Annotated in this window: 19 protein-coding genes; 13 read left to right on the plus strand and 6 right to left on the minus strand. The window is 72.9% G+C overall.

Going from position 1 to position 26,457, the window contains the following annotated elements:
- Window positions 1–385: 385 nt before the first annotated feature.
- Both ACTT8P_RS06180 and ACTT8P_RS06185 read right to left on the minus strand, forming a co-directional pair.
- Window positions 386–1,000 (minus strand): hypothetical protein, encoded by a 615-nt coding sequence (locus tag ACTT8P_RS06180; protein WP_442830504.1) that lies wholly within the window; start codon window positions 998–1,000, stop codon window positions 386–388.
- Between the two features lie 306 nt (window positions 1,001–1,306).
- Window positions 1,307–3,472, minus strand: a complete 2,166-nt coding sequence (locus ACTT8P_RS06185) for a RecQ family ATP-dependent DNA helicase (protein WP_442830505.1) — start codon at window positions 3,470–3,472, stop codon at window positions 1,307–1,309.
- A gap of 141 nt (window positions 3,473–3,613) precedes the next feature.
- On the opposite strand from ACTT8P_RS06185, the gene ACTT8P_RS06190 reads away from it, so the two are divergent.
- The 7 genes from ACTT8P_RS06190 (at window position 3,614) to ACTT8P_RS06220 (ending at window position 15,053) form a co-directional block, all read left to right on the plus strand.
- Window positions 3,614–5,293: a DUF4192 family protein gene (locus ACTT8P_RS06190; RefSeq protein ID WP_442830506.1), complete on the plus strand. Its 1,680-nt coding sequence runs from the start codon at window positions 3,614–3,616 to the stop codon at window positions 5,291–5,293.
- Window positions 5,294–5,741: 448 nt separating this feature from the next.
- Window positions 5,742–7,661 (plus strand): glycogen debranching N-terminal domain-containing protein, encoded by a 1,920-nt coding sequence (locus tag ACTT8P_RS06195; RefSeq protein ID WP_442830578.1) that lies wholly within the window; start codon window positions 5,742–5,744, stop codon window positions 7,659–7,661.
- A 131-nt stretch (window positions 7,662–7,792) separates the two neighbouring features.
- Entirely contained in the window at window positions 7,793–8,551 is a 759-nt protein-coding gene (locus ACTT8P_RS06200) for an NUDIX hydrolase (RefSeq protein WP_442830507.1), read from the plus strand.
- Between the two features lie 166 nt (window positions 8,552–8,717).
- Entirely contained in the window at window positions 8,718–11,009 is a 2,292-nt protein-coding gene (locus tag ACTT8P_RS06205; protein WP_442830508.1) for an ATP-binding cassette domain-containing protein, read from the plus strand.
- 162 nt (window positions 11,010–11,171) lie between these two features.
- Complete coding sequence (locus tag ACTT8P_RS06210) at window positions 11,172–12,059, plus strand: FadR/GntR family transcriptional regulator (RefSeq protein ID WP_442830509.1); 888 nt, start codon at window positions 11,172–11,174, stop codon at window positions 12,057–12,059.
- Window positions 12,060–12,481: 422 nt separating this feature from the next.
- Complete coding sequence (locus tag ACTT8P_RS06215; protein ID WP_442830510.1) at window positions 12,482–14,008, plus strand: RNA polymerase sigma factor; 1,527 nt, start codon at window positions 12,482–12,484, stop codon at window positions 14,006–14,008.
- Between the two features lie 157 nt (window positions 14,009–14,165).
- On the plus strand, window positions 14,166–15,053 hold the full coding sequence (locus ACTT8P_RS06220; RefSeq protein ID WP_442830511.1) for a S1 family peptidase: 888 nt from the start codon (window positions 14,166–14,168) through the stop codon (window positions 15,051–15,053).
- A gap of 131 nt (window positions 15,054–15,184) precedes the next feature.
- Here ACTT8P_RS06220 and ACTT8P_RS06225 read toward each other — a convergent pair whose 3' ends face one another.
- Window positions 15,185–15,415, minus strand: coding sequence for a DUF7455 domain-containing protein (locus ACTT8P_RS06225; protein ID WP_361163014.1), 231 nt, complete (start codon window positions 15,413–15,415; stop codon window positions 15,185–15,187).
- A 441-nt stretch (window positions 15,416–15,856) separates the two neighbouring features.
- Between ACTT8P_RS06225 and ACTT8P_RS06230 the strand changes: the two genes are divergently transcribed.
- The 6 genes from ACTT8P_RS06230 to ACTT8P_RS06255 all read left to right on the plus strand — a co-directional run bounded on the left by ACTT8P_RS06230 (window position 15,857) and on the right by ACTT8P_RS06255 (window position 22,810).
- Window positions 15,857–17,980 (plus strand): DNA gyrase/topoisomerase IV subunit B, encoded by a 2,124-nt coding sequence (locus tag ACTT8P_RS06230; RefSeq protein WP_442830512.1) that lies wholly within the window; start codon window positions 15,857–15,859, stop codon window positions 17,978–17,980.
- A 270-nt stretch (window positions 17,981–18,250) separates the two neighbouring features.
- Entirely contained in the window at window positions 18,251–18,781 is a 531-nt protein-coding gene (locus tag ACTT8P_RS06235) for a DUF1453 domain-containing protein (RefSeq protein WP_442830513.1), read from the plus strand.
- Complete coding sequence (locus ACTT8P_RS06240) at window positions 18,778–19,932, plus strand: sensor histidine kinase (protein ID WP_442830514.1); 1,155 nt, start codon at window positions 18,778–18,780, stop codon at window positions 19,930–19,932. The genes ACTT8P_RS06235 and ACTT8P_RS06240 overlap by 4 nt, the downstream gene beginning before the upstream one ends.
- Complete coding sequence (locus ACTT8P_RS06245) at window positions 19,929–20,612, plus strand: response regulator (RefSeq protein ID WP_442830515.1); 684 nt, start codon at window positions 19,929–19,931, stop codon at window positions 20,610–20,612. The genes ACTT8P_RS06240 and ACTT8P_RS06245 overlap by 4 nt, the downstream gene beginning before the upstream one ends.
- A gap of 69 nt (window positions 20,613–20,681) precedes the next feature.
- Complete coding sequence (locus ACTT8P_RS06250) at window positions 20,682–21,221, plus strand: DUF485 domain-containing protein (protein WP_442830516.1); 540 nt, start codon at window positions 20,682–20,684, stop codon at window positions 21,219–21,221.
- Entirely contained in the window at window positions 21,218–22,810 is a 1,593-nt protein-coding gene (locus ACTT8P_RS06255) for a solute symporter family protein (RefSeq protein ID WP_442830517.1), read from the plus strand. The genes ACTT8P_RS06250 and ACTT8P_RS06255 overlap by 4 nt, the downstream gene beginning before the upstream one ends.
- Window positions 22,811–22,939: 129 nt before the next feature.
- Here the strand turns inward: ACTT8P_RS06255 and ACTT8P_RS06260 are convergent, their stop codons facing one another.
- The 3 genes from ACTT8P_RS06260 to ACTT8P_RS06270 form a co-directional block, all read right to left on the minus strand.
- Window positions 22,940–23,620, minus strand: coding sequence for a response regulator (locus ACTT8P_RS06260; RefSeq protein WP_442830518.1), 681 nt, complete (start codon window positions 23,618–23,620; stop codon window positions 22,940–22,942).
- Window positions 23,617–25,305, minus strand: a complete 1,689-nt coding sequence (locus ACTT8P_RS06265) for an ATP-binding protein (protein ID WP_442830519.1) — start codon at window positions 25,303–25,305, stop codon at window positions 23,617–23,619. The genes ACTT8P_RS06260 and ACTT8P_RS06265 overlap by 4 nt, the downstream gene beginning before the upstream one ends.
- 162 nt (window positions 25,306–25,467) lie before the next feature.
- Window positions 25,468–26,418 (minus strand): sucrase ferredoxin, encoded by a 951-nt coding sequence (locus tag ACTT8P_RS06270; protein ID WP_442830520.1) that lies wholly within the window; start codon window positions 26,416–26,418, stop codon window positions 25,468–25,470.
- Window positions 26,419–26,457: the final 39 nt, after the last annotated feature.

The raw sequence follows: 26,457 nt of genomic DNA on the forward strand, positions 1-26,457 counted from the left end.
CGGCGACACCGGGCACGCGGCCCGCTTCCCCGATTCTGCCCTGGACCGTGACGCCGGGTCGGTGGGGCGTGGAGATGGCGGGGGCGCGTAGCCAGGGTGTTCGCGCGGAGGTGTGGCGGTCGTGCAACGGGGTCGCTTGTTCGGCGGTGCGAGCCGCGTGCAACAGGGGACTTGCGCCGAGGTGCGGTGTCCGCGCAACAAGGGCGCTTGCGCGGAGGCATGAGGGCCGCACGCGGCAGGTTTGCCGTCCAGCGTGCACGGGTCTGTTTCCCGGCGTATCCGAGTCGCGGCGGGCCGACCGGCTGGGTCTAGGCGGGCCGACGGCGCGATGTCCCGGCGTACGTGCGCGACGAATGCCGCCGACGCGGGGGACGTGCCGGGGCCGTCAGCGAGCGGCCGCGCGACGCAGTACCTCCGAGGCCACACCGCCCGTACGCGGCGGGGGCAGCGGCACCTCCGACGTGGCGAACGGCTCCGGCGCCGAAGCCGAGTTGGGCCGGCGCCCGCCCCGGCCCTCGCCCAGTACCTGCCACCCGTCCCGGGTCAGCGTGATGTACGCCCCGCAGCGCAGGCCGTGCAGGGTGCACGCGTCCCGCAGCCCCCACATCCACGCCCCGTCCTCCTCCGTCCAGCGGGCGTCGCCGTCGCGGCAGGACAACAGCACGGCGGTGCGCACCGGTGTGCGGCGGCGCAGGTCGTGCGGGATGACCCGGCGGAGCTGGGCGAGCAGGACGTTGCGGAACATCCACCCGTCGGCCTGGGCCGGACGGCCGGCGAACGAGGCGCTGGCGCGCAGGCGTTCGTCCGGGTCCAGTACGGCCACGATCGTGGTGGCGGGCCTGGGACGATGGCGCGCGTGCAGCCCGCTGACGATCTCCCGGGGGTTGCGCAGCAGGGGGATGCCGGCGGCGGCCCACTCCGCCGGTTCGAGTACACGGGTGGCGGACGTGGTGGACGGCGACAAGGACGCCGCCGAGGACGGAGCGAATCCGAAGGTCACGTTCCTCCCTTCGGCTACGCGCCCGCACGCGGGCAGGGTCTGATTCGGGGGACGCGCACCGCGGTGCGGCCCTGCCGGGTCACGGACGGGCCACGCGGGGAGCGGAGTCCAATTCTTCCTGTCGAACTGGGTTGCGGCAACGAGCAATTGGAACCGGCGACCGGTATCGGATGATGTGTGTTTTATATCCCTACCCAGGGCTTCCCCCGGTGACGCATGGAACAGCCAGAACCGGCACGGTCGTACGTCTCGTGCGGGCGCCGTCGGCTGTGCGGGTCCGCTGCTCCGTGCGCCCGTCCGGGGCGGTCAGCCCTGTACGGCCAGGACCAGCGGCAACACCTCCTCCGCGCCGGCCCGCCGGAGCAACCGGGCGGCGACCGCGAGGGTCCAGCCGGTCTCGGTGAAGTCGTCGACGAGGAGCACCGGCCCCGGCTGCCCGGCGAGGGCGGAGGCGAGCTGGGGCGGCACGGTCAGGGCCCCGTCGAGGACCTTGAGGCGCTGGGCGCTGTTGCTGCGCGTCGCCCGGGGCGCATCGGACGTGTACTCGACGGCGCCGAGCAACGGCAGCCGCCCCACCTCACAGATGCGCTCGCCCAGGGAACGGACGAGGTGCGGCCGGGTGCGGGAGGCGACGGTGACCACGCCGACCGGGCGCGACCGGGCTTCCGGCACACCCGGGGCCCAGCCGCCGGGAGCCCTCGCCCAGTCCGCCAGTACCCCGACGACCGCCTTGGCGACATCGTCCGGCACCGGGCCGTCCGGGGCCTGAGCCGCGAACATGGGCCGCAGCCGGTTGCCCCAGCCGATGTCGGACAGCCGCCCCAGCGCCCGGCCCGTCGCGGCCTGTTCACCGGCCGGGATACGCCCCTTCAGCTCGACCCCGATCGCCGGCAGGCCGGTCGGCCACATGCGGCGCGGCTCCACCTCCACGCCGGCCCGGCCCAGATCGGCGCGGGCGGCGTCGAGTGCGGCGTCGGACATCTCGGCGGTGAACCGCGGGCCCGCGCAGTTGTCGCAGCGGCCGCAGGGCTTGGCGCCCTCGTCGTCCAACTGCCGTTGCAGGAACTCCATCCGGCAGCCCGTCGTCGACGCGTAGTCGCGCATCGCCTGCTGCTCGGCCTTGCGTTGCCGCGCGACCCAGGCGTACCGCTCGGCGTCGTACGTCCACGGCCGTCCGGTGGCGGTCCAGCCGCCCTTGACCCGCTGCACCGCGCCGTCCACGTCGAGGACCTTGAGCATGGTCTCCAAGCGGGAGCGGCGCAGTTCGACCAGCGGCTCCAGGGCGGGCAGCGACAAGGGCCGGCCGGCGTGGGCCAGGACGTCGAGCGTGCGGCGTACCAGGTCCTCGGACGGGAAGGCCAGGGAGGCGAAGTACTCCCAGATCGCCTCGTCCTCCTTGCCCGGGAGCAGGAGCACTTCCGCGTGCTCGACGCCGCGGCCGGCGCGGCCGACCTGCTGGTAGTAGGCGATGGGGGAGGAGGGCGAACCGAGGTGCACCACGAAGCCCAGGTCGGGCTTGTCGAAGCCCATGCCGAGCGCCGAGGTGGCGACCAGTGCCTTGACCCGGTTGGCCAGGAGGTCGTCCTCCGCCTGCTGCCGGTCGGCGTTCTCGGTCTTGCCGGTGTAGGAGGCGACCGGGTGCCCGCGCCGGCGGAGGAAGGCGGTGACCTCCTCGGCCGCGGCGACCGTGAGGGTGTAGACGATCCCCGACCCCGGCAGCGCGTCGAGGTGGTCGGCGAGCCAGGCCATCCGGGCCGACGCGTCCGGCAGCCGCAGCACGGACAGGCTCAGGCTCTCCCGGTCCAGCGGACCGCGCAGCACCAGGGCGTCCGAGGCGGCTCCCGTGCCGAGCTGCTCGGCGACATCGGCGGTCACGCGCGCGTTGGCGGTGGCCGTGGTGGCGAGCACCGGCACCCCGGGCGCGAGGTCGGCGAGCATGGTGCGCAGCCGCCGGTAGTCCGGCCGGAAGTCGTGGCCCCAGTCGGAGATGCAGTGGGCCTCGTCCACCACGAGAAGGCCGGTGGCGGCGGCGAGCTTCGGCAGGACCTGGTCCCGGAAGTCCGGGTTGTTCAGCCGCTCCGGACTCACCAGCAGGACGTCGACCTCGCCCGCGGCGATCTCGTCCTGGACCGCCTCCCACTCCTCGGTGTTGGAAGAGTTGATGGTCCGGGCCCGGATGCCCGCCCGGGCAGCCGCGTCGACCTGGTTGCGCATCAGCGCGAGCAGGGGGGACACGATCACGGTGGGCCCGCCACCGCGCGCGCGGAGCAGCGCCGTCGCGACGAAGTAGACCGCGGACTTGCCCCAGCCGGTGCGCTGGACCACCAGCGCCCGGCGGCCGTCGGCGACCAGCGCCTCGATCGCCCGCCACTGGTCCTCGCGCAGCCGGGACGCGCCGGAGGGGTCCCCGACAAGACGGGAGAGGACCGTGTCGGCGGCCGTCCGGAGATCCGCGTTGCTCGTGTGCTCCATGCGGTCCATACAACAGGAAGCCACTGACAGCCGGGGCGCCGCCGCGGACGCCGGGCCGGCCCTTGGTACGGCTGACGTGCCCCTGATCGAAGTTATCCACAGGCAAAAGCGGAGCTTCACGTTCCGCGAGATCGTCGGGCCATGACGAACCACAGCGGATCGACCGGATCCTCCGAAAACGGCGACATCAGCGGGCGCGAGCGGTCGGACGCCCCGCCCATGTACGGGCATGAGGACGAGGGCCCGATCACCTTGCGGACCCCGGCCGAACTGGCCGACGCGCTGCCCTACCTCCTCGGCTACCGCCCCGAGGACAGCATCGTCCTGGTCGCCCTGTACGAACGGGACGGGCGCGGCCGGTTCGGCGGCCGGGCCCGGCTGGGCATTCCCCCGGACCAGGACGACTGGGACGCCGCGGCCAGGCAACTGGTCCACGGCCTCGTGACCGGCGGCGCGCGCCGGGGCGCCCGGCCCGGGCAGGTGGTCGCCTACCTCTGCCAGGAACCCGCGAAGGGCAAGACCGGGCAGCAGGTCATGACCCGGCTGCGGACACTGGCGCAGACACTGCGCGTCGAATGCGGCTCCCTCGACGTGCCGGTGGTCGAGGCCCTGTGCATCTCCGACGGACGGTTCTGGTCGTACTGCTGCGACGACCAGTCCTGCTGCCCGGCCGAGGGCACCGCGATGGGCCTGCCCGGCACATCCGTGCTGGCCGCCGCCGCCACCTACGCGGGCCTCCAGGTGCGGGGCACGCTGAGCGAACTGCACGCGAGGCTGCGTCCCCGGGAGGGCACTATCGTCCGGGAGCAGGAAGCCGCGCTCGACGCGGCCAGTGTGGCGCTGGTCTCCCGCATCCTCGACGACGGCAGCCGTACGGAGGTGGCCGAGGAGACCCTCGACCTGGCGGAGCGGCTGATGAGGCGGCTGGCCGACGCCCCAGCGGTGACCGGTACGGACCGGGCCGACCTTCGCGACGACGGACTCCTCGCCCACGACGAGGCCGCGCGGCTCATCCTCGGACTCCAGGACCGCACGACCCGTGACCGCGCGGCCGAGTGGATGGAGGGCGACGAGGCGCCCCGGGCCCTTCGGCTGTGGCGCGCGCTGGCCCGCCGCTGCGCCGGGTCGTACGGCGAGTACGCCGCCGCGCCGCTCACCTTGGCGGGATGGGTCGCGTGGTCCACCGGTGACGAACTGGAGGCGCGGGAAGCTCTGGCCATGGCCTTGGCGGCGGATCCCGACTACCTCTTCGCCCGGCTGCTGCACCAGGCCTGCAACGAGGGCCTGGACCCGGAGTCGGTCCGCACCTGTCTGCGCGGTGAACGGGGGAGCCGCGACCGCCCGGGCACCGGGACGCAGGACGCCGGCGCGACCACCGAGGAGGCGGAGGAGAACACAGCGGCCGGTCCCGGCGACGAACCTTCCTCGGCTCCGGATCCGGTGTCCTCGGCTCCGGATCCGGTGTCCTCGGCTATGGAACCGGGGCCCGCCGCGCCGGAAGTGGCTTCCGGCGCCCCGGCATCGGCGTCCTCCTCCGCGCCGGAAGCGGCCCCCTCCGCCCCGGCATCGGCGTCCTCGGCCCAGGAGGAACCCGCGTCCCTCGCTCCGAAACCCGCGTCCTCCGGTCCGGAACGGGCCTCCGGCCGGCCGGCGCGCTCGTGCGCGGCGGATTCGGCGGGCGGCACCCCTCGCCGTCCCGGAGCACAGGCCCGGGAGACGTCCATGAACCGCGTCCGTCCGCGCACCCCCGCGAGTGGCACCCGCCCGGGAAGGGCGCAGGCGGGCCGTACGCGGCGAGTTGGGCGGCGGCCTCATGAGTGAGAGCGGCGGGTGCCCGAGTGAGCCGCCTCCGCGGCGGGCGCCGGGCCGCGGGCGTGACCTGGAGGAGGCCGGCGCCGTTCACCTGGGTGGCGGAGCACCGGGACGGGCCGTGCTGCCGCGCCCCGCGCGCCCCGGTGGAGCACGCACCCGGCACCGCTTCCGCCCGAGTCCTGTCGAGCGCAGAGGAAGTCCCCGTATGCACCAGCCGACTCCGCCCCACGCCGCCGACGACACCGGTCCGGCTCCGGGCGACGCCGGGGTGTCTCGCGGGCTACGGGGTCAGGGGCAGGGACGAGAAATCGACTTACAGATGAATCGACCTCAGACCGCCGCCATTCCCCCTCATTATCCTCTTCCCCCTCTTCTCCCTCCTCCCTCTCCTCCTCTCCGGGGCTCCGTCCGTCCGGGAGGGCGGCGGTCCGGTGTGCTGCCGTCCGCCCACGACGTCATGATCTGCGTCGCGCTTCCGGGGCTGGCCGTCTCGACCGGCCAGGGTCAGCTGGCCGGCCGTGGGCTGGAGGGGTTCTACCGCGAAGGCCGGCGGCTGCTCTCCCGCTGCCGGCTCCTCGTGGCGGGCCGCGAACCGGTCCCCGTGCAGGCGCACCGGACCGCCGCCGACCGGGTCCGCTTCATCGGGACCGTGCGGATCTCCTCAGCACCGGGGCCGGACCCCGACGTGGTGGTCGAGCGGGTCCGGCAGGCGGACGGCACGGAGTGGATCACTCTGCGCAACTGGGCCCCCCGCTCGATACGTCTGCCCGTCGAACTGTCCCTCGGCACGGACCTGGCCGACCTCGGCGCGATCGCGGCGGGTGCCGAGGGGCGGGACCTGCCCGCCACCGTGCACGACTCGGGCCTGCGCTGGTCCTGCGCCAACGGCACGTCCTCGGTGACGGCGGACCCGTCCCCCGCGGACGCGCTGGCCTCCGCGGGAGTGCTGCGCTGGGAGTTCGAACTGCCGCCGGGCGGCAGCCGGACCTTGGAACTGCGCGTGCGGCCGGGTGGCGCGGGGCCGGTCAGGGCCGTCGGCCACGCGGCGAACAGCCCGTTCGCGCCCGCCGCCGCGAGGGGCGACGACCCGGGAGTGGCGGCGTTCCTCCGGGCTAGCGTCGAAGATCTTCGTGCTCTCCTGCTACGAGATCCCACCCACCACGCCGACCTCTACCTGGCGGCGGGGGCACCGTGGCGCTGCGGCCTGGCCCCCGCCGAGGCACTCGCGGCGGCCCGGACGGCGCTTCCCCTCGGCACCCGGCTCGCGGCGGGGACACTGCGCATCCTGGCCCGTACGCAGGTAACCGCCCCCGCGCCCCGCTCCGGCCTGATCCCCGGGCCGAGGCGGGACGCGGGCCCGCACCTGCCGCCGGGCTCTACCGGCACCGAGGCCACCCTGCTCTTCCCCGTCCTGCTCGCGGAGGCCCGCCGCTGGGGGCTTCCCGCAACCGAGACGGAGCAGCTGCTGCCGGCGGCCGAGCGCTGTCTGGCCTGGCTGCGGAACACGGCCGGGGACGGCGTATACGTGCGCGACCCGCATCCCGGTGGACCGATCCGCTGCGAGACCCAGGCCCATGCCCACCGGGCGGCCCTGCTCGGTGCCGATCTGCTCGACGCCTGCGGCAGACCGGGGGCTGCCGGACTGCGGCAATGGGCCAAGGAACTGCGGAGCGCGTTCCGGCGAGACTTCTGGATCGACGACCCGGGCGGTGGCCGGCCCGCCACTGCCTTGATCGTCGGCGGACACCGTGTACCCCATCTGGGGTCGGCCGCCGCGCACCTCCTGGACACCGGGCTGCTGGGCGGGGGCGTCCATGCCCCGGGCCTGCTGGACATGGCGCAGACCGAGCAACTGGCCCGGCTGCTGGGCAGCCCGGACATGGACTGCGGCTGGGGACTGCGCGGACTCGGTGCGAGGGAGCGGGGGTACAACCCGTTCGGCCACCGGGCCGGCGCCGTGCGGGTCCACGAGACGGCGATCGCGGTGGCGGGGCTGGCCGCCGCCGGGTTCGAGAAGCCGGCGGGCGCGCTGCTCAGAGGTGTGCTGGCCGCGGCCGCCCCCTTCGAGTACCGGCTGCCCGAGATGTACGCGGGGGAGCAGCGCACGGAGGGGAGCGTGCCCGTGCCGCACCCGGCGGCCTGCCGTCCGGCCGCCACCGCGGCGGCGGCCGGTGTGCTGCTGCTCACCACGCTCACGGGCATCCGCCCCGACGTCCCCGCCGGAACGGTGGCACTGCACCCCCTGCGCGGCACCCCCCTGGGAGAGATCGGCCTGACCGGGCTGCGGGTCGCGGGCGCCCCCTTCGCCGTACGGGTCGGCAGACTGGGTCTCGCCATGGTCGAGGAAGCGGCCGAAGGGCTTCAGTTGGGGGTGTGACCTGGCCGGACACGGCACCGAATGGCAACCGGGAGAAAACGGTGCGCCCCCGCTCGTGCCCTGCTGGACCAGCGGCCGGCGGACGCGTCGAAGGGCGTGTTTATCGTCAGGCAGACGACTATGATCGCGGCATGCCCTACGACCCGTCAGCCTTTCCGCCCTTCGCCGTCACAGTGGACCTGGTCGTGCTGACCGTGCGGCGCCACTCCCTGTGCTCGCTGGCGGTGCGCAGGGGCGAGTCGCCGTACCAGGGGCGCTGGGCCCTCCCCGGGGGCTTCGTGCGGGCCGACGAGAACCTGGCCCAGGCCGCGGCGCGCGAACTGGCGGAGGAGACCGGACTGTGCGTCCACGACCCCGCCGCACCCGCCCAGGACAACGGCGCCCACCTCGAACAACTGGCGACGTACGGCGACCCCGAGCGTGATCCCCGGATGCGGGTGGTGAGCGTCGCCCACCTCGCTCTCGCGCCCGACCTGCCCGCACCCCGGGCGGGCGGCGACGCCAGCAACGCCCGCTGGGCGCCGGTCGAGGAGTTGCTGGAACAGGGCTCCTACGGCCGTGAGGGCGAGTCCGGCGCCCCTCTGGCCTTCGACCACGCCCAGATCCTGGCCGACGGGGTGGAACGGGCCCGCTCCAAGATCGAGTACTCGTCACTGGCCACGGCGTTCTGCCCGCCCGAGTTCACGGTGGGCGAGCTGCGCCGCGTCTACGAGGCGGTGTGGGGAGTGGCGCTGGACCCGCGCAACTTCCACCGCAAGGTCACGGGCACGCCGGGCTTCCTCGTCCCCACCGGCGGCACGACCACCCGCCAAGGCGGGCGCCCGGCCCAGCTCTTCCGCGCGGGCGGGGCGACCCTGCTCAACCCGCCCATGCTGCGGCCCGAGGTCTGACGCCTCGCCCGCAGAGTGCGCCAGCCACAGAGCGCACCAGCCGCGGGGCGCCCCCGACGCCGAGCGAGGCGCCCGCGGGGGCGAGGGCCCGGAGCGCCGAGCCTCCGGTGCCGAGCGGGCCTTGCGATGCCTGGAAAACTGGACATACCGCGCTATCTTGCTGCGAGTGATCCAGGCCTTCGGACTGACCAGCACGCCACGCAAAGAGCTTCCGCCAGTTGTCGACGACGTCTCCTTCGAGGCACGCGCGGGTCGCGTCACCGCGCTGCTCGGAGCGCCGGGCGCCGGCAAGACGACGGTGCTCAGACTCATGCTCGAACTGCAACGGGGCCGAGGCATCACGCATTTCAGAGGCCGCCCCCTGCACCGGATCGCCCACCCGGCACGCGAAGTCGGCGTGCTGCTGGGGGAGGTGCCCGGACACCCGGCCCGTACCGTGCGCGGACATCTGCGCATGCTGTGCGCGGCGGCCGGTGTCCCGGTCCGGCGCGCCGACGAAGTGCTGGAAGCGGTCGGACTCGTGAGCCTGCGCGACGAACGCCTCGGCACCCTGTCGCGCGGCATGGACCGCCGCCTCGGTCTCGCCTGCGCCCTGCTGGCCGACCCGCACACCCTCGTCCTCGACGGCCCCGCCGAAGGGCTCTCCGTACGCGAGAGCCGCTGGCTGCACGACGCCCTGCGCACGTACGTGGTCCAGGGCGGCACGGTCCTGTACACCACGGGCGACCCCAAGGAGGCCGCGCGCGCCGCCGATCATGTCGTGACGCTGGAGCGGGGCAGGGTCGTCGCCGACCAGCCGGCGACGGACTTCGCACGTACCCGGCTGCGCCCTCGCGTCGCCGTTCGCAGCCCGCACGCCGCCCGCCTGGCCACGCTCCTCACCAAGGAGGCGCGCACCGCTCACCGTTCGGTCGAGGTGGTTTGCGACGGGGGCAACCGCCTCTCCGTGTACGGCAGTACGTGCGCGGACGTCGGCGAGACAGCGTTCCGCCACGGCATCCTCGTCCACCAACTGGCCCACGAGGTCGGTGACATGGGACCCGGCGAGGGGGCTGGAGCGCAGGCGGAGGGGCAGGCCGACCCGGAGTTCCGCGCGGTCACGGCCAGGGACGGGGCGGCGTCGGCACGCCCCGCGACCGTCACGGGCACGGTCACCGAGGGCGCCGAGCAGAGGACGGACCCGACCCTCCGGACCACCCCCGCGGTACCGGCCGGGACCGGCACGGAACCCGGACAGCCCAGTGGCCCCGCCGGGACCGGCACGGAATCCGGCGGACCGCCCGACACCGTAGCCATGACCGCGCTGTTCGCGCGGCAGCCCGGCCCCACGGCCGGGACTGGACCGGAGTTCGGCGGACCGCCCGACACCGTAGCCATGACCGCGCTGTCCGTGCCGACCTCGCCGACCACGCTGTCCGTGCCGACCGTGCCGACCGCGCCGTCCGCGCCGTCCGCGGAGCAGACGGCAGCCCACTCCCGACCGCCAGGCGCCGCGGCCGAGGCGGGGCGTCCAGCCGGGCCGGGCCACCCGGACAGCGCGTCCCGCCCGATCGCGTCGGCGTCAGGTCACCGCGCCCCCTCCCGTACCGGGCCCCGCCCCCCTTCCCGCACCGCCTCCCTCACCCCCGGCAACGGCCCCGGCGCCGCTACGTCGTCCGCCCTCCCGCCCCCCATTTCCGTCCGTTCCGCACCCAGCCCGCTCCGCCCCCTCCGCTACGAACTCCGCCGCGTCACCGGTGTCGGCACCGGGCTGGTCACCTGCGCGGTCGTACTCGTCCTGTCCGCCGCCGCCGCCGTACTCCTCGCCCGTATCGGACACACCCCGCAGCCGCGGCTGCTGGCCGGGTGGCCGCGGGAGGTGCCCCTGCCGCCGGCGGCGCTGGGGGCGGGGCTGCTGGGGGCGCTCGCGTTCGGTGACGAGTTCCGCCATCCCGCCCTGGCGGCGGATCGCGGCACCGTGCCCCGCCGGCTGGGGCTGCTGACCGCCAAACTCGTCGTCTCCGCCGGCACCGCACTGCTGCTGGCCGTCCTCACGGTCGGCTGCGACGCACAGGTGCTCCACCTGTTCTACGGACGGGAACTCGCGCGGGTTCCCGTCGACTGGTTCTCCCTCAGCGCGGGTTGGGCCGGTCTGATGATCGGCTGCGCCTGGGCCGGAGTACTGGCCGCGGGTCTTTTCCGGTCCACCACGGCCGGACTGGCGGCCGTGGTCGCGGTGCCCGTCCTCGTCGTCCCGCTCGTACAGAAGGTCTGGAACGGCCGGTCCGTACGCACCGCCGCGGATTTCCCGATGCGGGTGCGCGAGGTCCTCCTGACCCAGTGGCCCTTCGGCGGCGAGCGCTACGTGGCGGCGGTGCTGCGCGCGCTCGGCCAACCCGTGGGCAGCGCCCTGGCGTTGTCGCTGACGGCGCTGCTCTGTGCGTATCTGCTCACGACCCTGCGCGGACGGGTCCGATGACGACCGCCCGGACCCCTCCGGTCCGGGCCTGCGCGCAACTCCCCGGGGAAAGTCCATTTCTTTCCGATAAGGCGTCAATTGCGAAGGGGTGAGCGATCACCCTTTCGTGTGCTTTTCACCAAAGACCTCAAGGGAGTTGGGAACGGCGCCGACAAAGGATGCGTGAGTACCCTTGCGCACACCATGATGACCGCCGCCCGCTCCGCTGACTCCGGCCTCCAGAGCCCGGGCGAACTCGACCGCTACCCCTACGCCGAGACGCCTGGCGTCGACCGCGTCGGGGCCCCCGCCTGGGAAGGGGCGGACCCCGAACTGGGCCGCGTGGGCCGGCGCACCGCGGGCAACCGCGGCCGCGGACTGCACGGACAACTGGTTCAGCAGCTCGGTCAGATGATCGTTTCCGGCGACCTGGGCGCGGACCGCCCCCTGGTGCCCGAGGAGATCGGCCAGCGCTTCGAGGTGTCCCGCACCGTGGTCCGGGAGTCGCTGCGCGTCCTGGAGGCCAAGGGGCTGGTGAGCGCCCGGCCGAACGTGGGCACGCGCGTGCGTCCGGTCAGCGACTGGAACCTGCTGGACCCGGACATCATCGAGTGGCGGGCCTTCGGGCCGCAGCGCGACGACCAGCGCCGTGAGCTGACCGAGCTGCGTCTGACGATCGAGCCGCTGGCCGCGCGGCTGGCCGCCGGGCACGGCCGGGAGGACGTGCAGCAGCGCCTCTCCGACATGGTCGGCGTCATGGGACACGCCATGGCGCAGGGCGATGCCCTCACCTTCTCCCGCGCCGACGCGGAATTCCACATGCTGCTCATCCAGGTCGCCGGCAACCGCATGCTGGAGCACCTCTCCGGGATCGTGGGCGCCGCCCTCCAGGTCTCGGGCAACCCGGTCACGGGCTGTGACCGGCCGAATGACGTGTCGCTGGCGCAGCACGCGCGGATCGCCGACGCCCTCGCCGCCGGTGACGGCGCGGCGGCCGAGGCGGCCATGCGTCAACTGCTCACCGTCCACCCCGAGGTGGAGCGCGTGGTGCCCGCCCCGCGCGAGCACTGACCGCGTCCGCACCGGCGGCGCGGCCGGCCCCGCCATCCCCCTCCTGTGGCGGTGTCCGGCCGGGTCGCTGCCGCCGTCGACCCCGCAGTGCCTGGACGGCGCTGCGGGGTCGACGGTGTGACGTCGCACTTCTGGCGCGATCGGGCCGGACCGGTGTCATCGCTGATCCCATCTGACAGTATCTGGCCGAGTTTGCTCTCTTACGGGGTGTGACTCGGGCCACGCGGATTGGGCGTAACGCTCGTGGGAACAACGCGATGACCTAAGAGGTGACAGCCGCGGAGGGAATACGGACGCCGTTCACGGCGCTGTGCTTCTCCCCGGCCCCCGCCCGCGCCGTCGGCCCATCCCCAAGCCGGCGGTCGGCTCCTGTCCGCCAGGACGGGGCCGGAAGCCGTTTTCAACGTTCCGAGAGGTTGTTCGTGTCGGCCAGCACATCCCGTACGCTCCCGCCGGAGATCGCCGAGTCCGTCTCTGTCATGGCGCTCATTGAGCGGGGAAAGGCTGAGGGGCAGATCGCCGGCGATGACGTGCGTCGGGCCTTCGAAGCTGACCAGATTCCGGCCACTCAGTGGAAGAACGTACTGCGCAGCCTCAACCAGATCCTCGAGGAAGAGGGTGTGACGCTGATGGTCAGTGCCGCGGAGCCCAAGCGCACCCGAAAGAGCGTCGCAGCGAAGAGTCCCGCCAAGCGCACCGCCACCAAGACGGTCGCGGCCAAGACGGTGACCAGCAGGAAGACCGCCGCCAGCCCGGCGCCCCCCGCGGCCGAGCCCGCCGTCGAGGAAGAGGCGCCCGCCAAGAAGGCGGCGGCCAAGAAGACCACCGCCAAGAAGCCGGCGGCGAAGAAGACCACGGCCGCGAAGAAGACGGCGGCCAAGAAGACCACGGCCAAGAAGGACGACGCCGAGGTCCTCGAGGACGAGGTGATCGAGGAGACCAAGGCCGAGGGCGAGCCCGAGGGCACCGAGGCCGCCGGATTCGTCCTGTCCGACGACGACGAGGACGACGCGCCGGCCCAGCAGGTCGCCGCGGCCGGCGCCACCGCCGACCCGGTCAAGGACTACCTCAAGCAGATCGGCAAGGTCCCCCTGCTCAACGCCGAGCAGGAGGTCGAGCTGGCCAAGCGCATCGAGGCGGGACTGTTCGCCGAGGACAAGCTGGCCAACTCCGACAAGCTGGCGCCGAAGCTCAAGCGCGAGCTGGAGATCATCGCCGAGGACGGCCGCCGTGCCAAGAACCACCTCCTGGAGGCCAACCTCCGTCTGGTGGTCTCCCTGGCCAAGCGCTACACCGGCCGCGGCATGCTCTTCCTGGACCTCATCCAGGAGGGCAACCTCGGTCTGATCCGCGCGGTGGAGAAGTTCGACTACACCAAGGGCTACAAGTTCTCCACGTACGCCACCTGGTGGATCCGGCAGGCGATCACCCGCGCGATGGCCGACCAGGCCCGCACCATCCGCATCCCGGTGCACATGGTCGAGGTCATCAACAAGCTCGCGCGCGTGCAGCGCCAGATGCTCCAGGACCTGGGCCGCGAGCCCACCCCGGAGGAGCTGGCCAAGGAACTCGACATGACCCCGGAGAAGGTCATCGAGGTCCAGAAGTACGGCCGCGAGCCCATCTCGCTGCACACCCCGCTGGGCGAGGACGGCGACAGCGAGTTCGGTGACCTCATCGAGGACTCCGAGGCGGTCGTCCCGGCCGACGCGGTCAGCTTCACGCTCCTCCAGGAGCAGCTGCACTCGGTCCTCGACACCCTTTCCGAGCGCGAGGCGGGCGTCGTCTCCATGCGTTTCGGTCTCACCGACGGTCAGCCGAAGACCCTCGACGAGATCGGCAAGGTCTACGGCGTCACGCGCGAGCGGATCCGCCAGATCGAGTCCAAGACGATGTCCAAGCTGCGCCACCCCTCGCGCTCCCAGGTGCTGCGCGACTACCTCGACTAGGTCAGGACGATCCGGTCGGCAAGGGCCCGCCTCCCCCTTCGGGAGGCGGGCCCTTCGCCATGGCGCGCAGGCCGGCGGACTCGTTCGCGCGGGGTGCGGGGCGACGCCGAGTGGATCACTCTGGGTGTTTCACGAACACACGGAGTGAGGAGTCTGTATGCGCCGTCCTTTCGCTCGGACGCTGGCCCGGCCGCTGGTGCTGGCGGCCGCCGCGACCGCCATACCGCTGGTGTCACCGCTGGCGGCCGCGCACCCCGCGGCCGCCGACAGCGTCGTCGTCGGGGGCTTCCCGGTGGAGGCCGCCGACAGTCCGTGGACGGTGGCGCTGTCCAGCCGTGACCGGTTCGGGGGGACGCGGGCGGGGCAGTTCTGCGGGGGAGTGGCCGTCGGCCGGACCACCGTGCTCACGGCGGCCCACTGCCTGGGCCAGGAGGTCCTCGGGACACCGCCCGAGCAGGTGGGCGACCTGAAGGTCGTCGCGGGCCGTACGGATCTGCTGGCGGACGGGGGTGCGGAGATCCCGGTGCGCGATGTCTGGGTGAACCCGGACCACGACGACGTCAGCAACACCGGCGACTTCGCGGTGCTCACCCTCTCCAAGGCGCTGCCGGCCGGCTCCGTCCTGGCCATGGCGCCCGACGGGGACGCCGCGTACGAACCGGGGACGGCCGCGGTGGTCTACGGCTGGGGCGACACCTCGGGGGCCGGGGACTACGCGAACAGCCTGCACGGGTCACGTGTGCAGGTGCTTCCCGACTCCGTCTGCGAGCAGGCGTATCCGGGCAGTGACGAAGGGCAGTACCGCCCCGCGACGATGCTGTGCGCCGGAGACCGGGCCGGTGGCCGGGACGCCTGCCAGGGTGACAGCGGCGGGCCGCTGGTGGCCGGGGGCAAGCTGATCGGGCTGGTGTCCTGGGGGAGCGGCTGCGGGCAGACGGGCAGCCCGGGGGTCTATACGCGCGTCTCCGCCGTCCTGGGCAGCCTTGGGTGGAACCAGGTCGCCGCCGCCTCCAAGGGCGGCACGAGGGCGTCCGGCAGGGCCTGAGGGGTCTTCGCGCCCCACCGGCGGCCCGGCCGCGAGTCCTGGACGAAAGCGAGGGCGGCCCGCCTCCTGGTAGGGAGGCGGGCCGCCCTCACCGGCCTGTGCCGGGTTCGCTCGTCGTGGGACGCGAAAGGTCAGCGCTCTTCTTCTGAGTCGCTTGCCGGAACGGAGGTCAGGCGTTCGCTCTCGTCCTGTATCTCAGCGGCGATTTTCTTGAGTTCCGGCTCGAACTTGCGCCCGTGGTGGGCACAGAAGAGCAGTTCTCCGCCGCTCAGCAGGACGACGCGCAGGTAGGCCTGGGCGCCGCAGCGGTCGCAACGGTCGGCGGCCGTAAGCGGGCTCGGGGAAGTCAGAACAGTAGTCACGTCGCCTCTTCTCTAGCTCGACGAGCTGTCGTACCAGGGTCAACATCCAACCAGCCCCAAAACGTTCCCGCTCGTGGCTTTTCCTCGAAACTTTTTTCCGAGGAGGCTGGCTGTTGCCGGTTGGCGGCGAATGTGCCGTATTGCGTGTCTATGTGTCTTACGGGTTCGCGCTGTCGGTCGGTGTCGGTCCCCGCCGGCTGGCTTGCCGGTTGTTCATGAGGACGTGCCCGGAGCCTAAATGGTTCATGCCTCGAAGGGAACGTGATGTGTACTTCACTCCATCGAGGGATCGAACAGGCATGCGACCGTGGACTAGGCTGCCTCTGCGACGAGGGTGGCGTTACAGCGGCTCTACCAGGGCTCGGTACCCTCTGAGCGGTGAACGAAGCCGCGCCCTTACCCAACAGGGCCCCATCTGAAATTCAGCGAGGAGCGAACCGCGTGACCGCCGAGACGTCCGTGCCGTCCACTGCGCTGCTGGCAGGAGCAGACCGGGACGGTTCCAACTACACCGCGCGGCACCTGCTCGTCCTCGAGGGGCTCGAGGCCGTACGCAAGCGCCCCGGTATGTACATCGGGTCGACCGACAGCCGCGGTCTCATGCACTGCCTGTGGGAGATCATCGACAACTCCGTCGACGAGGCCCTGGGCGGCTACTGCGACCACATCGACGTGACCCTCCACGACGACGGCTCGGTGGAGGTCCGGGACAACGGCCGGGGCATCCCGGTCGACGTCGAGCCCAAGACCGGCCTCTCCGGTGTCGAGGTCGTCATGACCAAGCTGCACGCCGGCGGCAAGTTCGGCGGCGGCTCGTACGCCGCCTCCGGCGGTCTGCACGGCGTCGGCGCCTCCGTGGTGAACGCCCTGTCCGCGCGCCTGGACATCGAGGTGGACCGCAGCGGGCACACCCACGCCATCAGTTTCCGGCGCGGTGTCCCCGGCGCCTTCGCCGGTGCCGGGCCGGACGCCGGGTTCGAGGCCGCCAGCGGACTGCGCAAGGCCAGGAAGATCCCGAAGTCCCGCACCGGCACCCGGGTGCGCTACTGGGCGGACCGGCAGATCTTCCTCAAGGACGCCAAACTCTCCCTCGACACGCTGCACCAGCGGGCCCGCCAGACCGCCTTCCTGGTGCCCGGCCTGACCATCGTCGTCCGGGACGAGTTCGGCCTCGGCGAGGGCGGCAGCAAGGGCGAGGAGTCCTTCCGCTTCGACGGCGGCATCAGCGAGTTCTGCGAGTACCTGGCCAATGACCGGGGTGTCTGCGACGTCCTCCGCTTCACCGGGCAGGGCACCTTCAAGGAGACCGTCCCGGTCCTGGACGAGCACGGCCAGATGACACCCACGGAGGTCACCCGCGACCTGGGCGTCGACGTGGCGATGCGCTGGGGGACCGGCTACGACACGACGCTCAAGTCGTTCGTCAACATCATCGCCACGCCCAAGGGCGGCACCCACGTCGCCGGCTTCGAGCAGGCCGTCGCCAAAACCATGAACGAGGTGCTGCGAGCCAAGAAGATGCTGCGCGTAGCCGAGGACGACATCGTCAAGGACGACGCGCTCGAAGGGCTCACGGCGGTCGTCACGGTACGGCTGGCCGAGCCGCAGTTCGAGGGGCAGACCAAGGAGGTGCTCGGCACCTCGGCGGCCCGCCGCATCGTGAACAACGTGATCACCAAGGAACTCAAGGCGTTCCTGACCTCCACCAAGCGCGACGCCGCCCAGCAGGCCCGGGTCGTCATGGAGAAGGCGGTTGCCGCGGCGCGCACCCGCATCGCCGCCCGCCAGCACAAGGACGCCCAGCGCCGCAAGACGGCCCTGGAGTCCTCCTCGCTGCCCGCCAAGCTGGCCGACTGCCGCAGCGACGACGTCGACCGCAGCGAGCTGTTCATCGTCGAGGGGGACTCCGCGCTCGGCACGGCCAAGCTCGCCCGGAACTCCGAGTTCCAGGCGCTGCTGCCGATCCGCGGCAAGATCCTCAACGTCCAGAAGTCGTCCGTGACCGACATGCTGAAGAACGCCGAGTGCGGCGCGATCATCCAGGTCATAGGGGCCGGCTCGGGACGGACCTTCGACATCGACACAGCGCGCTACGGCAAGATCATCATGATGACCGACGCCGACGTCGACGGCTCGCACATCCGTACGCTGCTGCTGACCCTCTTCCACCGCTACATGCGGCCGATGGTCGAGGCCGGCCGGGTCTTCGCCGCGGTGCCGCCGCTGCACCGCATCGAGATCACCCAGCCGAAGAAGGGCCAGGACAAGTACGTCTACACGTACTCGGACCGCGAGCTGCGCGACAAGCTCATGGAGTTGCAGAGCAAGGGCGTCCGGTACAAGGACTCCATCCAGCGCTACAAGGGGCTCGGTGAGATGGATGCCGACCAGCTGGCCGAGACGACCATGGACCCGAGGCACCGGACCCTGCGCCGGGTCAACCTCACCGACCTGGAGGCCGCGGAGCAGGTCTTCGACCTGCTGATGGGCAACGACGTCGCGCCGCGCAAGGAGTTCATCTCGAACTCGGCGGCGACGCTCGACCGGTCGCGGATCGACGCATAACCCGGTGGCGGATCGAAGCGGAGCCGGGTGATCGAGCGGTCACGGAGAGGTTACGGACCGTCCGGAGGCCGTGCTGAGCGGGAGCACGGAGCCGTCACCGAGAACGGAGCCGTCACCGAGGCGTCTCCACCCGTGGGTGGAGCCCCGCCGAGATGAGGCTCCACCCATGATCCACCCGGGCTCCGATCATCCGGCCTGGCGTTTTCCGTAGCGTCGGGGGTGTCGGCAGGACTCGCTGCCGACACCCCCTTCTCGCACACGGAGGCTTCGATGTCCGGCGTTGTCGACGCATTGGCGATCATGGTCGTGGTCGGTGTGGTGATCTCTCGCCAGCTCCGCCCGAGCCGGATCAACACGGAGAAGCGCTGGTGGATAGCGCCCGTGGTCCTGGGCCTGGTCGCACTGCGGCAGCCGGGACTGCTCGGCGCCGACCATCACACCGCGTCGGCGGCCCTGCTCGGCACCGAACTGCTCCTCGGAGCGGCCGTCGGAGCCGGCCTGGCCTGGACCACCCGCATATGGACGGAGGCCGACGGCACCGTCTGGAGCAAGGGCACCAGGGCGACCGCCTCGGTGTGGGGAGCCGGCATCGCCGTCCGCGCCGCCGTGTTCGTCCTCGGTTCGGTCCTGGGCGTGCACCAGGACACCTCCGCCCTGCTGCTCGCCGTCGCGGCCACCCTGCTGGCCCGCTCCGCGACGCTGGCCTGGCGGCTGAGCACCGTGCGCCCGGCGGTCCCGGCGGCCGCGGGGTACGGTGCCGGCCTGCCCCGGTCCGCGCCCGCAGGGAAGGAACGTGTGTGACGGAGAACGCCTGGACGCGGTGGCCGTCCAAGGAAGCGCTCGGGCGGGAGCGGCGCTCGGGGCACCGGCGCCTGCTGGCCGTGGTCGTGCGGGTACTGGGGATCGGCGCGCTCCTGTGGGGTGCCGTCGCCGGCGGCGAGGACGGGTGGGGCGCGGTCGGCGCCACAGCGCTGGTCCTGCTGTCCGTGATGGTGGTCTGGGCGCTTTTCCGGACCACGTTCGCCCACCGGCTCCGGCCGTCCCTGGGCCTCGCGGCGGCCCTCCTCGGCCTCGCGGGCACAGCCCAGGCCGCCGGCTTCGAGGTCCCCGCGGCGGTCCTCTGGTGCGGGTGCGCGGTCGTCGCGCTGGAGCGGCTGCCCTTCACGGCGGCGTTGCCCGTGGCCCTGGCGGCCTTCACCGCCTACGCCGCGGTCAGCGACAACGCCTGGCCGAGCAGCGCCGCCCTGGCGGCCGGGCTGGCCCTGGGCGGATATGTCCTGCGGCTCGACGCGGAGGCCCGGGGACACGCACAGCGACTGCTGGTCCAGGAGCGTGCCGCGCGGGCGGCCGAGGCGGAGTCGGCGGCGCTCGCCGAGCGGGCCCGCATCGCGCGGGAGATCCACGACGTGCTGGCGCACAGCCTGTCGGCCCAGATGGTGCACCTGGAGGCGGCGCGGCTGCTGATCGAGAGGGGAGCGGACCGGGACCGGATCCTGGAACGCGTGGTGGCGGCGCGGGGAATGGCCCGCGACGGCCTGGCCGAGACCCGGCAGGCGCTGTCCGCCCTGCGCGGAGAACTGACGCCGCTGGAGGACTTCCTGGAGCAGCTCGTCGGCATGGCGGACGGCGCGCACACGAAGGTCACCATTACGGGTGAGCGTCGGCCGCTGCCGGCCGAGACGTCGCAGACGGTACGCCGGGTCGCCCAGGAGGCGATGACCAACGTCCGCAAGCACGCTCCGGGCGCCCGGGTACGGATGGTCCTCGACTACGGCACGCGGGAAGTGACCCTGGACGTCCGGGACTCGGGCGGCGGTTCCGGCGAACTCGCCGACGCGGGGGGCGGATACGGTCTCCTGGGCATGCGGGAGCGTGCCGAACTGCTGGGTGGCTCGCTGCGGGCAGGACCGGGCGAGGAGGGGTTCGTGGTGACGTTGAAGGTGCCCGTATGACGGGGGAGGTCCGGGACAAGGACGCCCGGGTCGTGGTCGTGGACGATCAGACGGTGGTGCGCGAGGGCATCGTCATGCTGCTCGGGCTGCTGCCGGGCGTCGAGGTGGTGGGTGCCGCGGGCGACGGTGAGGAGGCGGTGCGACTGGTGGCCGAACTCGCTCCGGACGTGGTGCTGATGGACCTGCGCATGCCGCGGTGCGACGGGGTCGAGGCGACCCGGCGGATCCGGGCCGACCACCCGGGAACGCAGGTCGTGGTGCTCACGACGTACGTGGACGACGAGTCGCTGTTCCCGGCGCTGCGAGCGGGGGCACGCGGTTATCTCACCAAGGACGCGGGCGGGGAGGAGATCGTGCGGGCCGTGCACAGCGTGCTCTCCGGGGACGCCGGTCTGTCCCCCGGCATCCAGCGGCGGTTGCTGGAGCGGCTGTCGGAGCCGGAAGCGCGCCCGGCAGCGCCGGCCGAGGCACCGGACGGGCTCACCACGCGGGAGACCGAGGTGCTGGTACTGATCGCCGAGGGGCTCAGCAACCAGGAGATCGCCCGCAGACTGCATGTCTCGACCGCGACGGTGAAGACCCACATCAACAACCTGTTCGCCAAGACCGGGATCAAGGACCGTGCGCAGGCGGTGCGTTACGCCTACGGGAAGGGGCTTGTGCGGCCTCCTGCGGGGTGAGTCACCTGAAGGGGTGAAGAGCGGAGGGAAGAAGAGTCGGGGATCTTCCCGTTCTGTCCATCCTTGGGCATGCAGTCAAGCAACGATCGCCTCCACGAGGCGGGGGCCTATGACGACCCTTGGTACGACGCCCTCGCCTCCGGATGGGGTGAGGCGGTGGGTGCCGCCGCCCCCGCGGCACCGGGTTCCCCGCCGCCGTCGCGACAGGAGCCGGGCAACGGGGCCCCGGCGAGAGCCACGGCCCACGCGACGACCACGGCCACAGCTACGGCTGCGGCTACCGCCGAGGTGTACGTGGAGGTGCAGGAGAGCGCGGCGTTCCGGGAGGTGCGGAGCCGGTACCGGAGGTTCGTGGTGCCGGCGGGGATCGGCTTCCTCGTGTGGTACCTGGGGTACGTGGTGGCGGCCACGACCGCGCCGGAGCTGATGGGCCGGCCGGTGGCGGGGGCGGTGAACGTGGCGATGCTCGCGGGGCTCGGCCAGTTCCTCAGCACCTTCCTGCTGACCTGGGCCTACGCCCGGCATGCCCGGCTGCGCCGGGACCGGGCGGCACTGGAGCTGCGCTGGCTCACCCAGGAGCGGGCCCGGGCCCGGGGCGGTGCGGTATGACCGAGGAGCATCAGACGCTGGCGTTGGCGCTGTTCAGCTGCTTCGTGGCGGTCACGCTGGGGATCACCACCTGGGTGAGCCGGCACCGGCGGGGATCGGCGGAGGAGTTCTACGCGGGCGGCCGTCTCTTCTCCCCGTTGGAGAATGGTTTTGCCATCGCGGGCGACTACATGTCCGCCGCGTCCTTCCTCGGCATCTCGGGCCTCATCGCGCTCTACGGCTACGACGGCATGCTCTACTCGGTGGGCTTCCTGGTGGCATGGCTGGTGGTGCTGTTCCTCGTCGCCGAACTGGTGCGCAATTGCGGCCGGTTCACCCTCGCCGACGTGGTGGCGGCCCGGATGCGGGAGCGTCCGGTGCGGATCGCGGCGGGTACTTCCTCGGTCACCGTGTCCGTGCTGTACCTGGTGGCGCAGATGGTGGGCGCCGGCAGTCTGGTCGCGCTGCTGCTCGGCGGCACCGGGGAGGCGGCGCGGGCCTGGACCGTCGTGGGCGTCGGCGCGCTCATGGTCGTCTATGTGTCGCTGGGCGGGATGCGGGCCACCACCTGGATCCAGATCGTGAAGGCGGTGCTGCTGCTCGGCGGCACGCTGGCGCTGACCGCGCTGGTCCTGGTCCGGTTCCACGGCGACTTCAACCAACTGCTGCTCAGCGCGGCCGGGCGCAGCGGGCACGGGGAGGCGTTTCTGGCGCCGGGGCTGAAGTACGGCGGGGACTGGACCGCCCGGCTCGACTTCATCAGCCTCGGACTCGCCCTGGTCCTGGGCACCGCCGGGCTGCCGCACATCCTGTCCCGTTTCTACACCGTGCCCACGGCCCGGGCGGCCCGGCGGTCGACGGTCTGGGCCATCGCTCTGATCGGCGGGTTCTACCTGATGACAATCGTCCTCGGGTTCGGCGCCGCCGCGCTCGTCGGGCCGGACGCCGTACGGCAGTCCAACGCGGCCGGGAACACGGCCGTGCCGCTGCTGGCGCTCGACCTGGGCGGCGGACCGGACTCCACCGGCGGGACCGTGCTCTTCGCGGTCGTCGCCGCGGTCGCCTTCGCCACGATCCTCGCGGTGGTCGCCGGAATCACCCTGGCCTCCTCCGCGTCCGTCTCCCACGACCTGTACGCCTCGCTGCGCCGCCGCCGGGCCAAGCCGCGCAGCGAGGTGGCCGTGGCCCGCTGCGCCGCGGTCGGCGTCGGGGCGGTGGCGATCGCTCTCGGACTGCTGGCCAAGGACCTCAACGTCGCCTTCCTGGTGGGCCTCGCCTTCGCCGTGGCCGCCTCCGCCAACCTGCCGGTCCTGCTGTACTCGCTGTTCTGGCGCCGCTTCACCACTCGCGGCGCCGTCTGGGCGGTCTACGGCGGACTCGTCCCGGCGGTGCTGCTGGTGCTGGTGTCGCCGGTGGTGTCGGGCGGTCCGGGGGCGCTGTTCCCGGACGCCGACTTCCGGTACTTCCCGTTGCAGAACCCCGGCCTGGTCTCGATCCCGCTGGGTTTCGTCGCGGGCTGGCTCGGCACCGTCACCTCCGCCGAGCCCGCGGACCGGGCCAAGCACGCGGAGACCGAGGTACGGGCGCTGACGGGGGCGGGGGCTGTGTGACGGAGCGCGCTCCGCGGTGCCGTACCGGCCGACGCGGGATCGCGGCGGTTGCCAGGGGAAGGCCGCTGTCCGTCCAAGCCGGTCGCTCGTCCATGCCGGTCGTCCGGCCGGCCCCTCGGCCGCTGGGCTTCAGGTGCGGGTCGCCCACACGTAACGGTGTTCCGGGCGGCCCGCGTCGCCGTAGCGCAGGGTCAGTCTGGCCCGCCCGGTGCGCTCCAGGAGCTTGAGATACCGCTGGGCGGTCTGCCGGCTCACGCCGGTCCGCTCGGCGATCTCCTGGGCCGACAGCGACCCGTCGGCCCGCATCAGACACTGACGCACCAACTCCACGGTGGTGGGGGAGTGGCCCTTGGGCAGACCGGGCTCCGAGGGTGCCGACAGGGCCCCGAACATCCGGTCCACCTCGGCCTGTTCCGCCTCGCCGCCGCCGTCCAGGGTGCGGCGCAGCTCCGCGTACGCCTCCAGTTTGACCCGCAGCCCCGCGAAGGCGAACGGCTTGACCAGGTACTGAAGCGCGCCCTGCCGCATCGCCGCCTGCACGGTCGCCACGTCCCGCGCCGCCGTCACCATGATCACGTCGGACTGGTGGCCACGCCGCCGCATCTCCTGGACCACCGTCAGACCGGTCCGGTCCGGCAGATAGTGGTCCATGAGCACGAGGTCGAGGCGCGGCAGTGTCTCCAGCCGGTGCAGCGCCTGGGCCGCGCTGTGCGCCTCGCCGGCCACATGGAAGCCCGGCACCTTCTCGACGTAGGCGGCGTTCACGCGCGCGACGCGGGTGTCGTCGTCCACGACCAGGACCTCGATCATCGCGCGTCCTCCTCGCCGCCGGCCCCGACGGTTTCCGGCCGCGGCGAGGGCAGCGTGACGTCCGCCGCGGGACCGGGCTCGGCCAGTGCCTCGGGCAGGACGACGGTGAACTCGGCGCCCCCGCCGGGCGCCGCACCGGCCACCGCGCTGCCGCCCTGCCGTTCGGCGAACGTCCTGACCAGGGACAGCCCGATGCCGCGGCGGCGATGCGCCGGCGGTTCCTTGGTGGACCACCCCTCGGTGAAGATCGTCTCGCGCTGCCCGGCGGGCACCCCCGGCCCGGTGTCGCGGACGCGCAGTACCGCCGTACGCCCCTCGCCCCGGAACTCCACCTCCACGCGCGCGTGCCGAGTGCCGGCGGCGGCGTCGACGGCGTTGTCGACCAGGTTGCCGACGACGGTGACCAGTCCCCGGGGGTCGATCAGCCGGTCCGGCAGCAGGGTGCGGTCCGAGACCCACAGGGTGACGCCGCGCTCGGCCGCGACGGTGGCCTTGCCGACCAGCAGGGCGGCCAGCAGGGGGTCGGTGATCCGTTCGGTGATCTGTTCCGCGGTGGCCCGGTGGTTGCCGACCACCTCGCCGACGAACTCCGCGGCGTCGTCGTACATCTCCAGCTCCAGCAGCCCGAGCAAGGTGTGCATGCGGTTGGCGTGCTCGTGGTCCTGGGCGCGCAGGGCGTCGATCAGGCCGCGGGTGGAGTCCAGTTCGCGGCCGAGCTGTTCCAGTTCGGTGCGGTCGCGCAGGGTGGCGACGGCGCCGTCGTCGTCGGTGGGCATCCGGTTGGCGACCAGCACCCGCGGGCCGCGGACGGTGAGCAGGTCGGTGCCGGTCACCCGGCCGGCCAGCACATCGGCGGTACGTCCCGCGCCGAGGGCCTCGCCGGGGGTTTGGCCCACGGACTCGTCGCCGAGGTCCAGCAGGCGCCGCGCCTCGTCGTTGAGGAGGCGGATCCGGCCCGCTCGGTCCAGGGCGACGACGCCCTCCCGGATGCCGTGCAGCATCGCCTCGCGCTCCGCGAGCAGCGCCGCGATGTCGGAGAAGGCCAGGTCCCGGGTCTGCCGCTGGACCCGGCGCGCGATCAGCCAGGCGGCCAGCGCGCCGACCGCCAGCGCGCCCCCGGCGTACGCGAACAGGCCGGGAACGGCGTGCAGCAGCCGCGCCCGGACGCTGTCGTAGGCGATGCCCACGGAGACCGCTCCGACGATGTCGCCGGTGCCGTCGCGCAGCGGGACCTTGCCGCGGGCCGAGCGGCCCAGGGTGCCGTCGTCGATCTCCATCACCTCGTGCCCGGCCAGGGCCTCGCCGGGGTCGGTCGACACGGCCGCGCCGATCCGGCCGGGATCGGTGTGCGACCAGCGCACTCCCCGCCGGTCCAGTACCACGACATACTCCGCCCCGGTGGCCTTCCGGATCCGTTCCGCCTCCCGCTGCACCGGACCGTCCGCCGTCGCGGGGGTAGCGCGCAGGTCCGCCGCGAGCTGCGGCTGCTGTGCGGTGGTCTGCGCGATGGCGAGCGCCCGGCGCATCGCCTGGTCGTCCAGCTGATCGCCGAGCGGCGCGAGGAACAGCCCGGTGGCGAGCACCGCGACTCCGGCGGCGATCGCCAGCTGCATCAGCAGTACCTGCGAGAACACTCGCCGGGGCAGACCGAGGCGCAGGCGGCGCGGGGGAGTAGTGCGGCTCATGGCCCTCGACGGTACGTGGTGCGGACGCGGGGCCGAAAAGGGGTATGACCACGGAGACGCGCATCCTTCGCGGCGAGCACGGCGAGCACGGCGAGCGGTGAGCCCGTACGGGCTTCCGTACGGGCTTCCGTACGGACTTCCGTATGGAAGCCCGGGACTCGGTCACCCGGCGAGTGCCACCGCCCCCACCACCGCCAGTTCACGGATCCCGGTGACCTCCATCCGCGCGGGTGAGCCGAGCACCGACGCGCCGCAGCTTTCCGGGCGCGGCGGCAGCGACGCGCCCTGGGCCACCGTGACCCGCCAGTGCCGTCCGTCGACGTGCGCCACGGTCACCTCCCAGTGCGGTGCCGCTCCGTCGGTGCGCACGACGCCGAGCGTCTCGGCCGCGTATTCGCCCACCGCCGCGCGGACGGCCAGTTCGGCGGCCTGCCCGGGCCGCTCCCAGGCCGAGCTGCCCCGGCACCCGGTCAGGACGATCCGCCGCTCCCGCACGCCCCGCAGGATCTCCCCGACGGCGTGCGCGTCGACCCGGCCGTACGCGTAGCCGTACGGCAGGACCAGCACGGTCGGCGAGAACCGGTGGCCGCCCAGATGCGTGACCTCCCAGACGCCCTCGGTCCCGGCGGCGGCGAGGTCCGCGGCCAGCGGCCGGCCGAGCAGCGCGCAGCACCGGTCGCGCTTGCCGTTGGTGCAGACCAGCACCAGCGGGTCGCCGGTGTGCGGCCCGCCCCGCAGCACAGTGTCGAAGCCGCGCCCCTCGCCCCGGCCGAGCGCGGCGAAGTCCAGGTCGAGCAGCCGGGACGGGTCGGCGACCGTGGCGGCGCGCAGCCAGGTGGACCCCGGTGCGCTGTGGGCCGCGTAGACGCGCCGTTCGGCGGACGTACCGGAGTCCGCGTGGCGTCCGGGGCGTCGGATGAGCGCGATCCGCACGCCCGTGCCGCGTGTGGCCTTTTCCAGGGCACGGCCCAGGGCGGGGTCCAGGTGGCTCGCGGTGAGCGCCTTGGCACCCCACGGGCCGGGCTGCTCCAGCAGCAGCCAGGTCCGGGCGGTCGCCGCGGTTCCCGAAACGGGCTCGTCGAGGTCCTGGGAGACGGTTGAGCACCTACTCACAGAGGTGAGCCTAACCTGAGTTGACAGCGCTGACCTCCC

The organism is Streptomyces sp. JW3, from assembly GCF_052216785.1.
Lineage (GTDB): Bacteria > Actinomycetota > Actinomycetes > Streptomycetales > Streptomycetaceae > Streptomyces.

What these genes read in the sequence shown, in the direction of transcription:
- ACTT8P_RS06260 (WP_442830518.1), bottom strand. Translation starts at nt 23,620, where the DNA reads ATGATCGAGGTCCTGGTCGTGGACGACGACACCCGCGTCGCGCGCGTG.
- ACTT8P_RS06195 (WP_442830578.1), top strand. Translation starts at nt 5,742, where the DNA reads ATGATCTGCGTCGCGCTTCCGGGGCTGGCCGTCTCGACCGGCCAGGGT.
- ACTT8P_RS06265 (WP_442830519.1), bottom strand. Translation starts at nt 25,305, where the DNA reads ATGAGCCGCACTACTCCCCCGCGCCGCCTGCGCCTCGGTCTGCCCCGG.
- ACTT8P_RS06190 (WP_442830506.1), top strand. Translation starts at nt 3,614, where the DNA reads ATGACGAACCACAGCGGATCGACCGGATCCTCCGAAAACGGCGACATC.
- ACTT8P_RS06185 (WP_442830505.1), bottom strand. Translation starts at nt 3,472, where the DNA reads ATGGAGCACACGAGCAACGCGGATCTCCGGACGGCCGCCGACACGGTC.
- ACTT8P_RS06245 (WP_442830515.1), top strand. Translation starts at nt 19,929, where the DNA reads ATGACGGGGGAGGTCCGGGACAAGGACGCCCGGGTCGTGGTCGTGGAC.
- ACTT8P_RS06235 (WP_442830513.1), top strand. Translation starts at nt 18,251, where the DNA reads ATGTCCGGCGTTGTCGACGCATTGGCGATCATGGTCGTGGTCGGTGTG.
- ACTT8P_RS06255 (WP_442830517.1), top strand. Translation starts at nt 21,218, where the DNA reads ATGACCGAGGAGCATCAGACGCTGGCGTTGGCGCTGTTCAGCTGCTTC.
- ACTT8P_RS06220 (WP_442830511.1), top strand. Translation starts at nt 14,166, where the DNA reads ATGCGCCGTCCTTTCGCTCGGACGCTGGCCCGGCCGCTGGTGCTGGCG.
- ACTT8P_RS06250 (WP_442830516.1), top strand. Translation starts at nt 20,682, where the DNA reads ATGCAGTCAAGCAACGATCGCCTCCACGAGGCGGGGGCCTATGACGAC.
- ACTT8P_RS06200 (WP_442830507.1), top strand. Translation starts at nt 7,793, where the DNA reads ATGCCCTACGACCCGTCAGCCTTTCCGCCCTTCGCCGTCACAGTGGAC.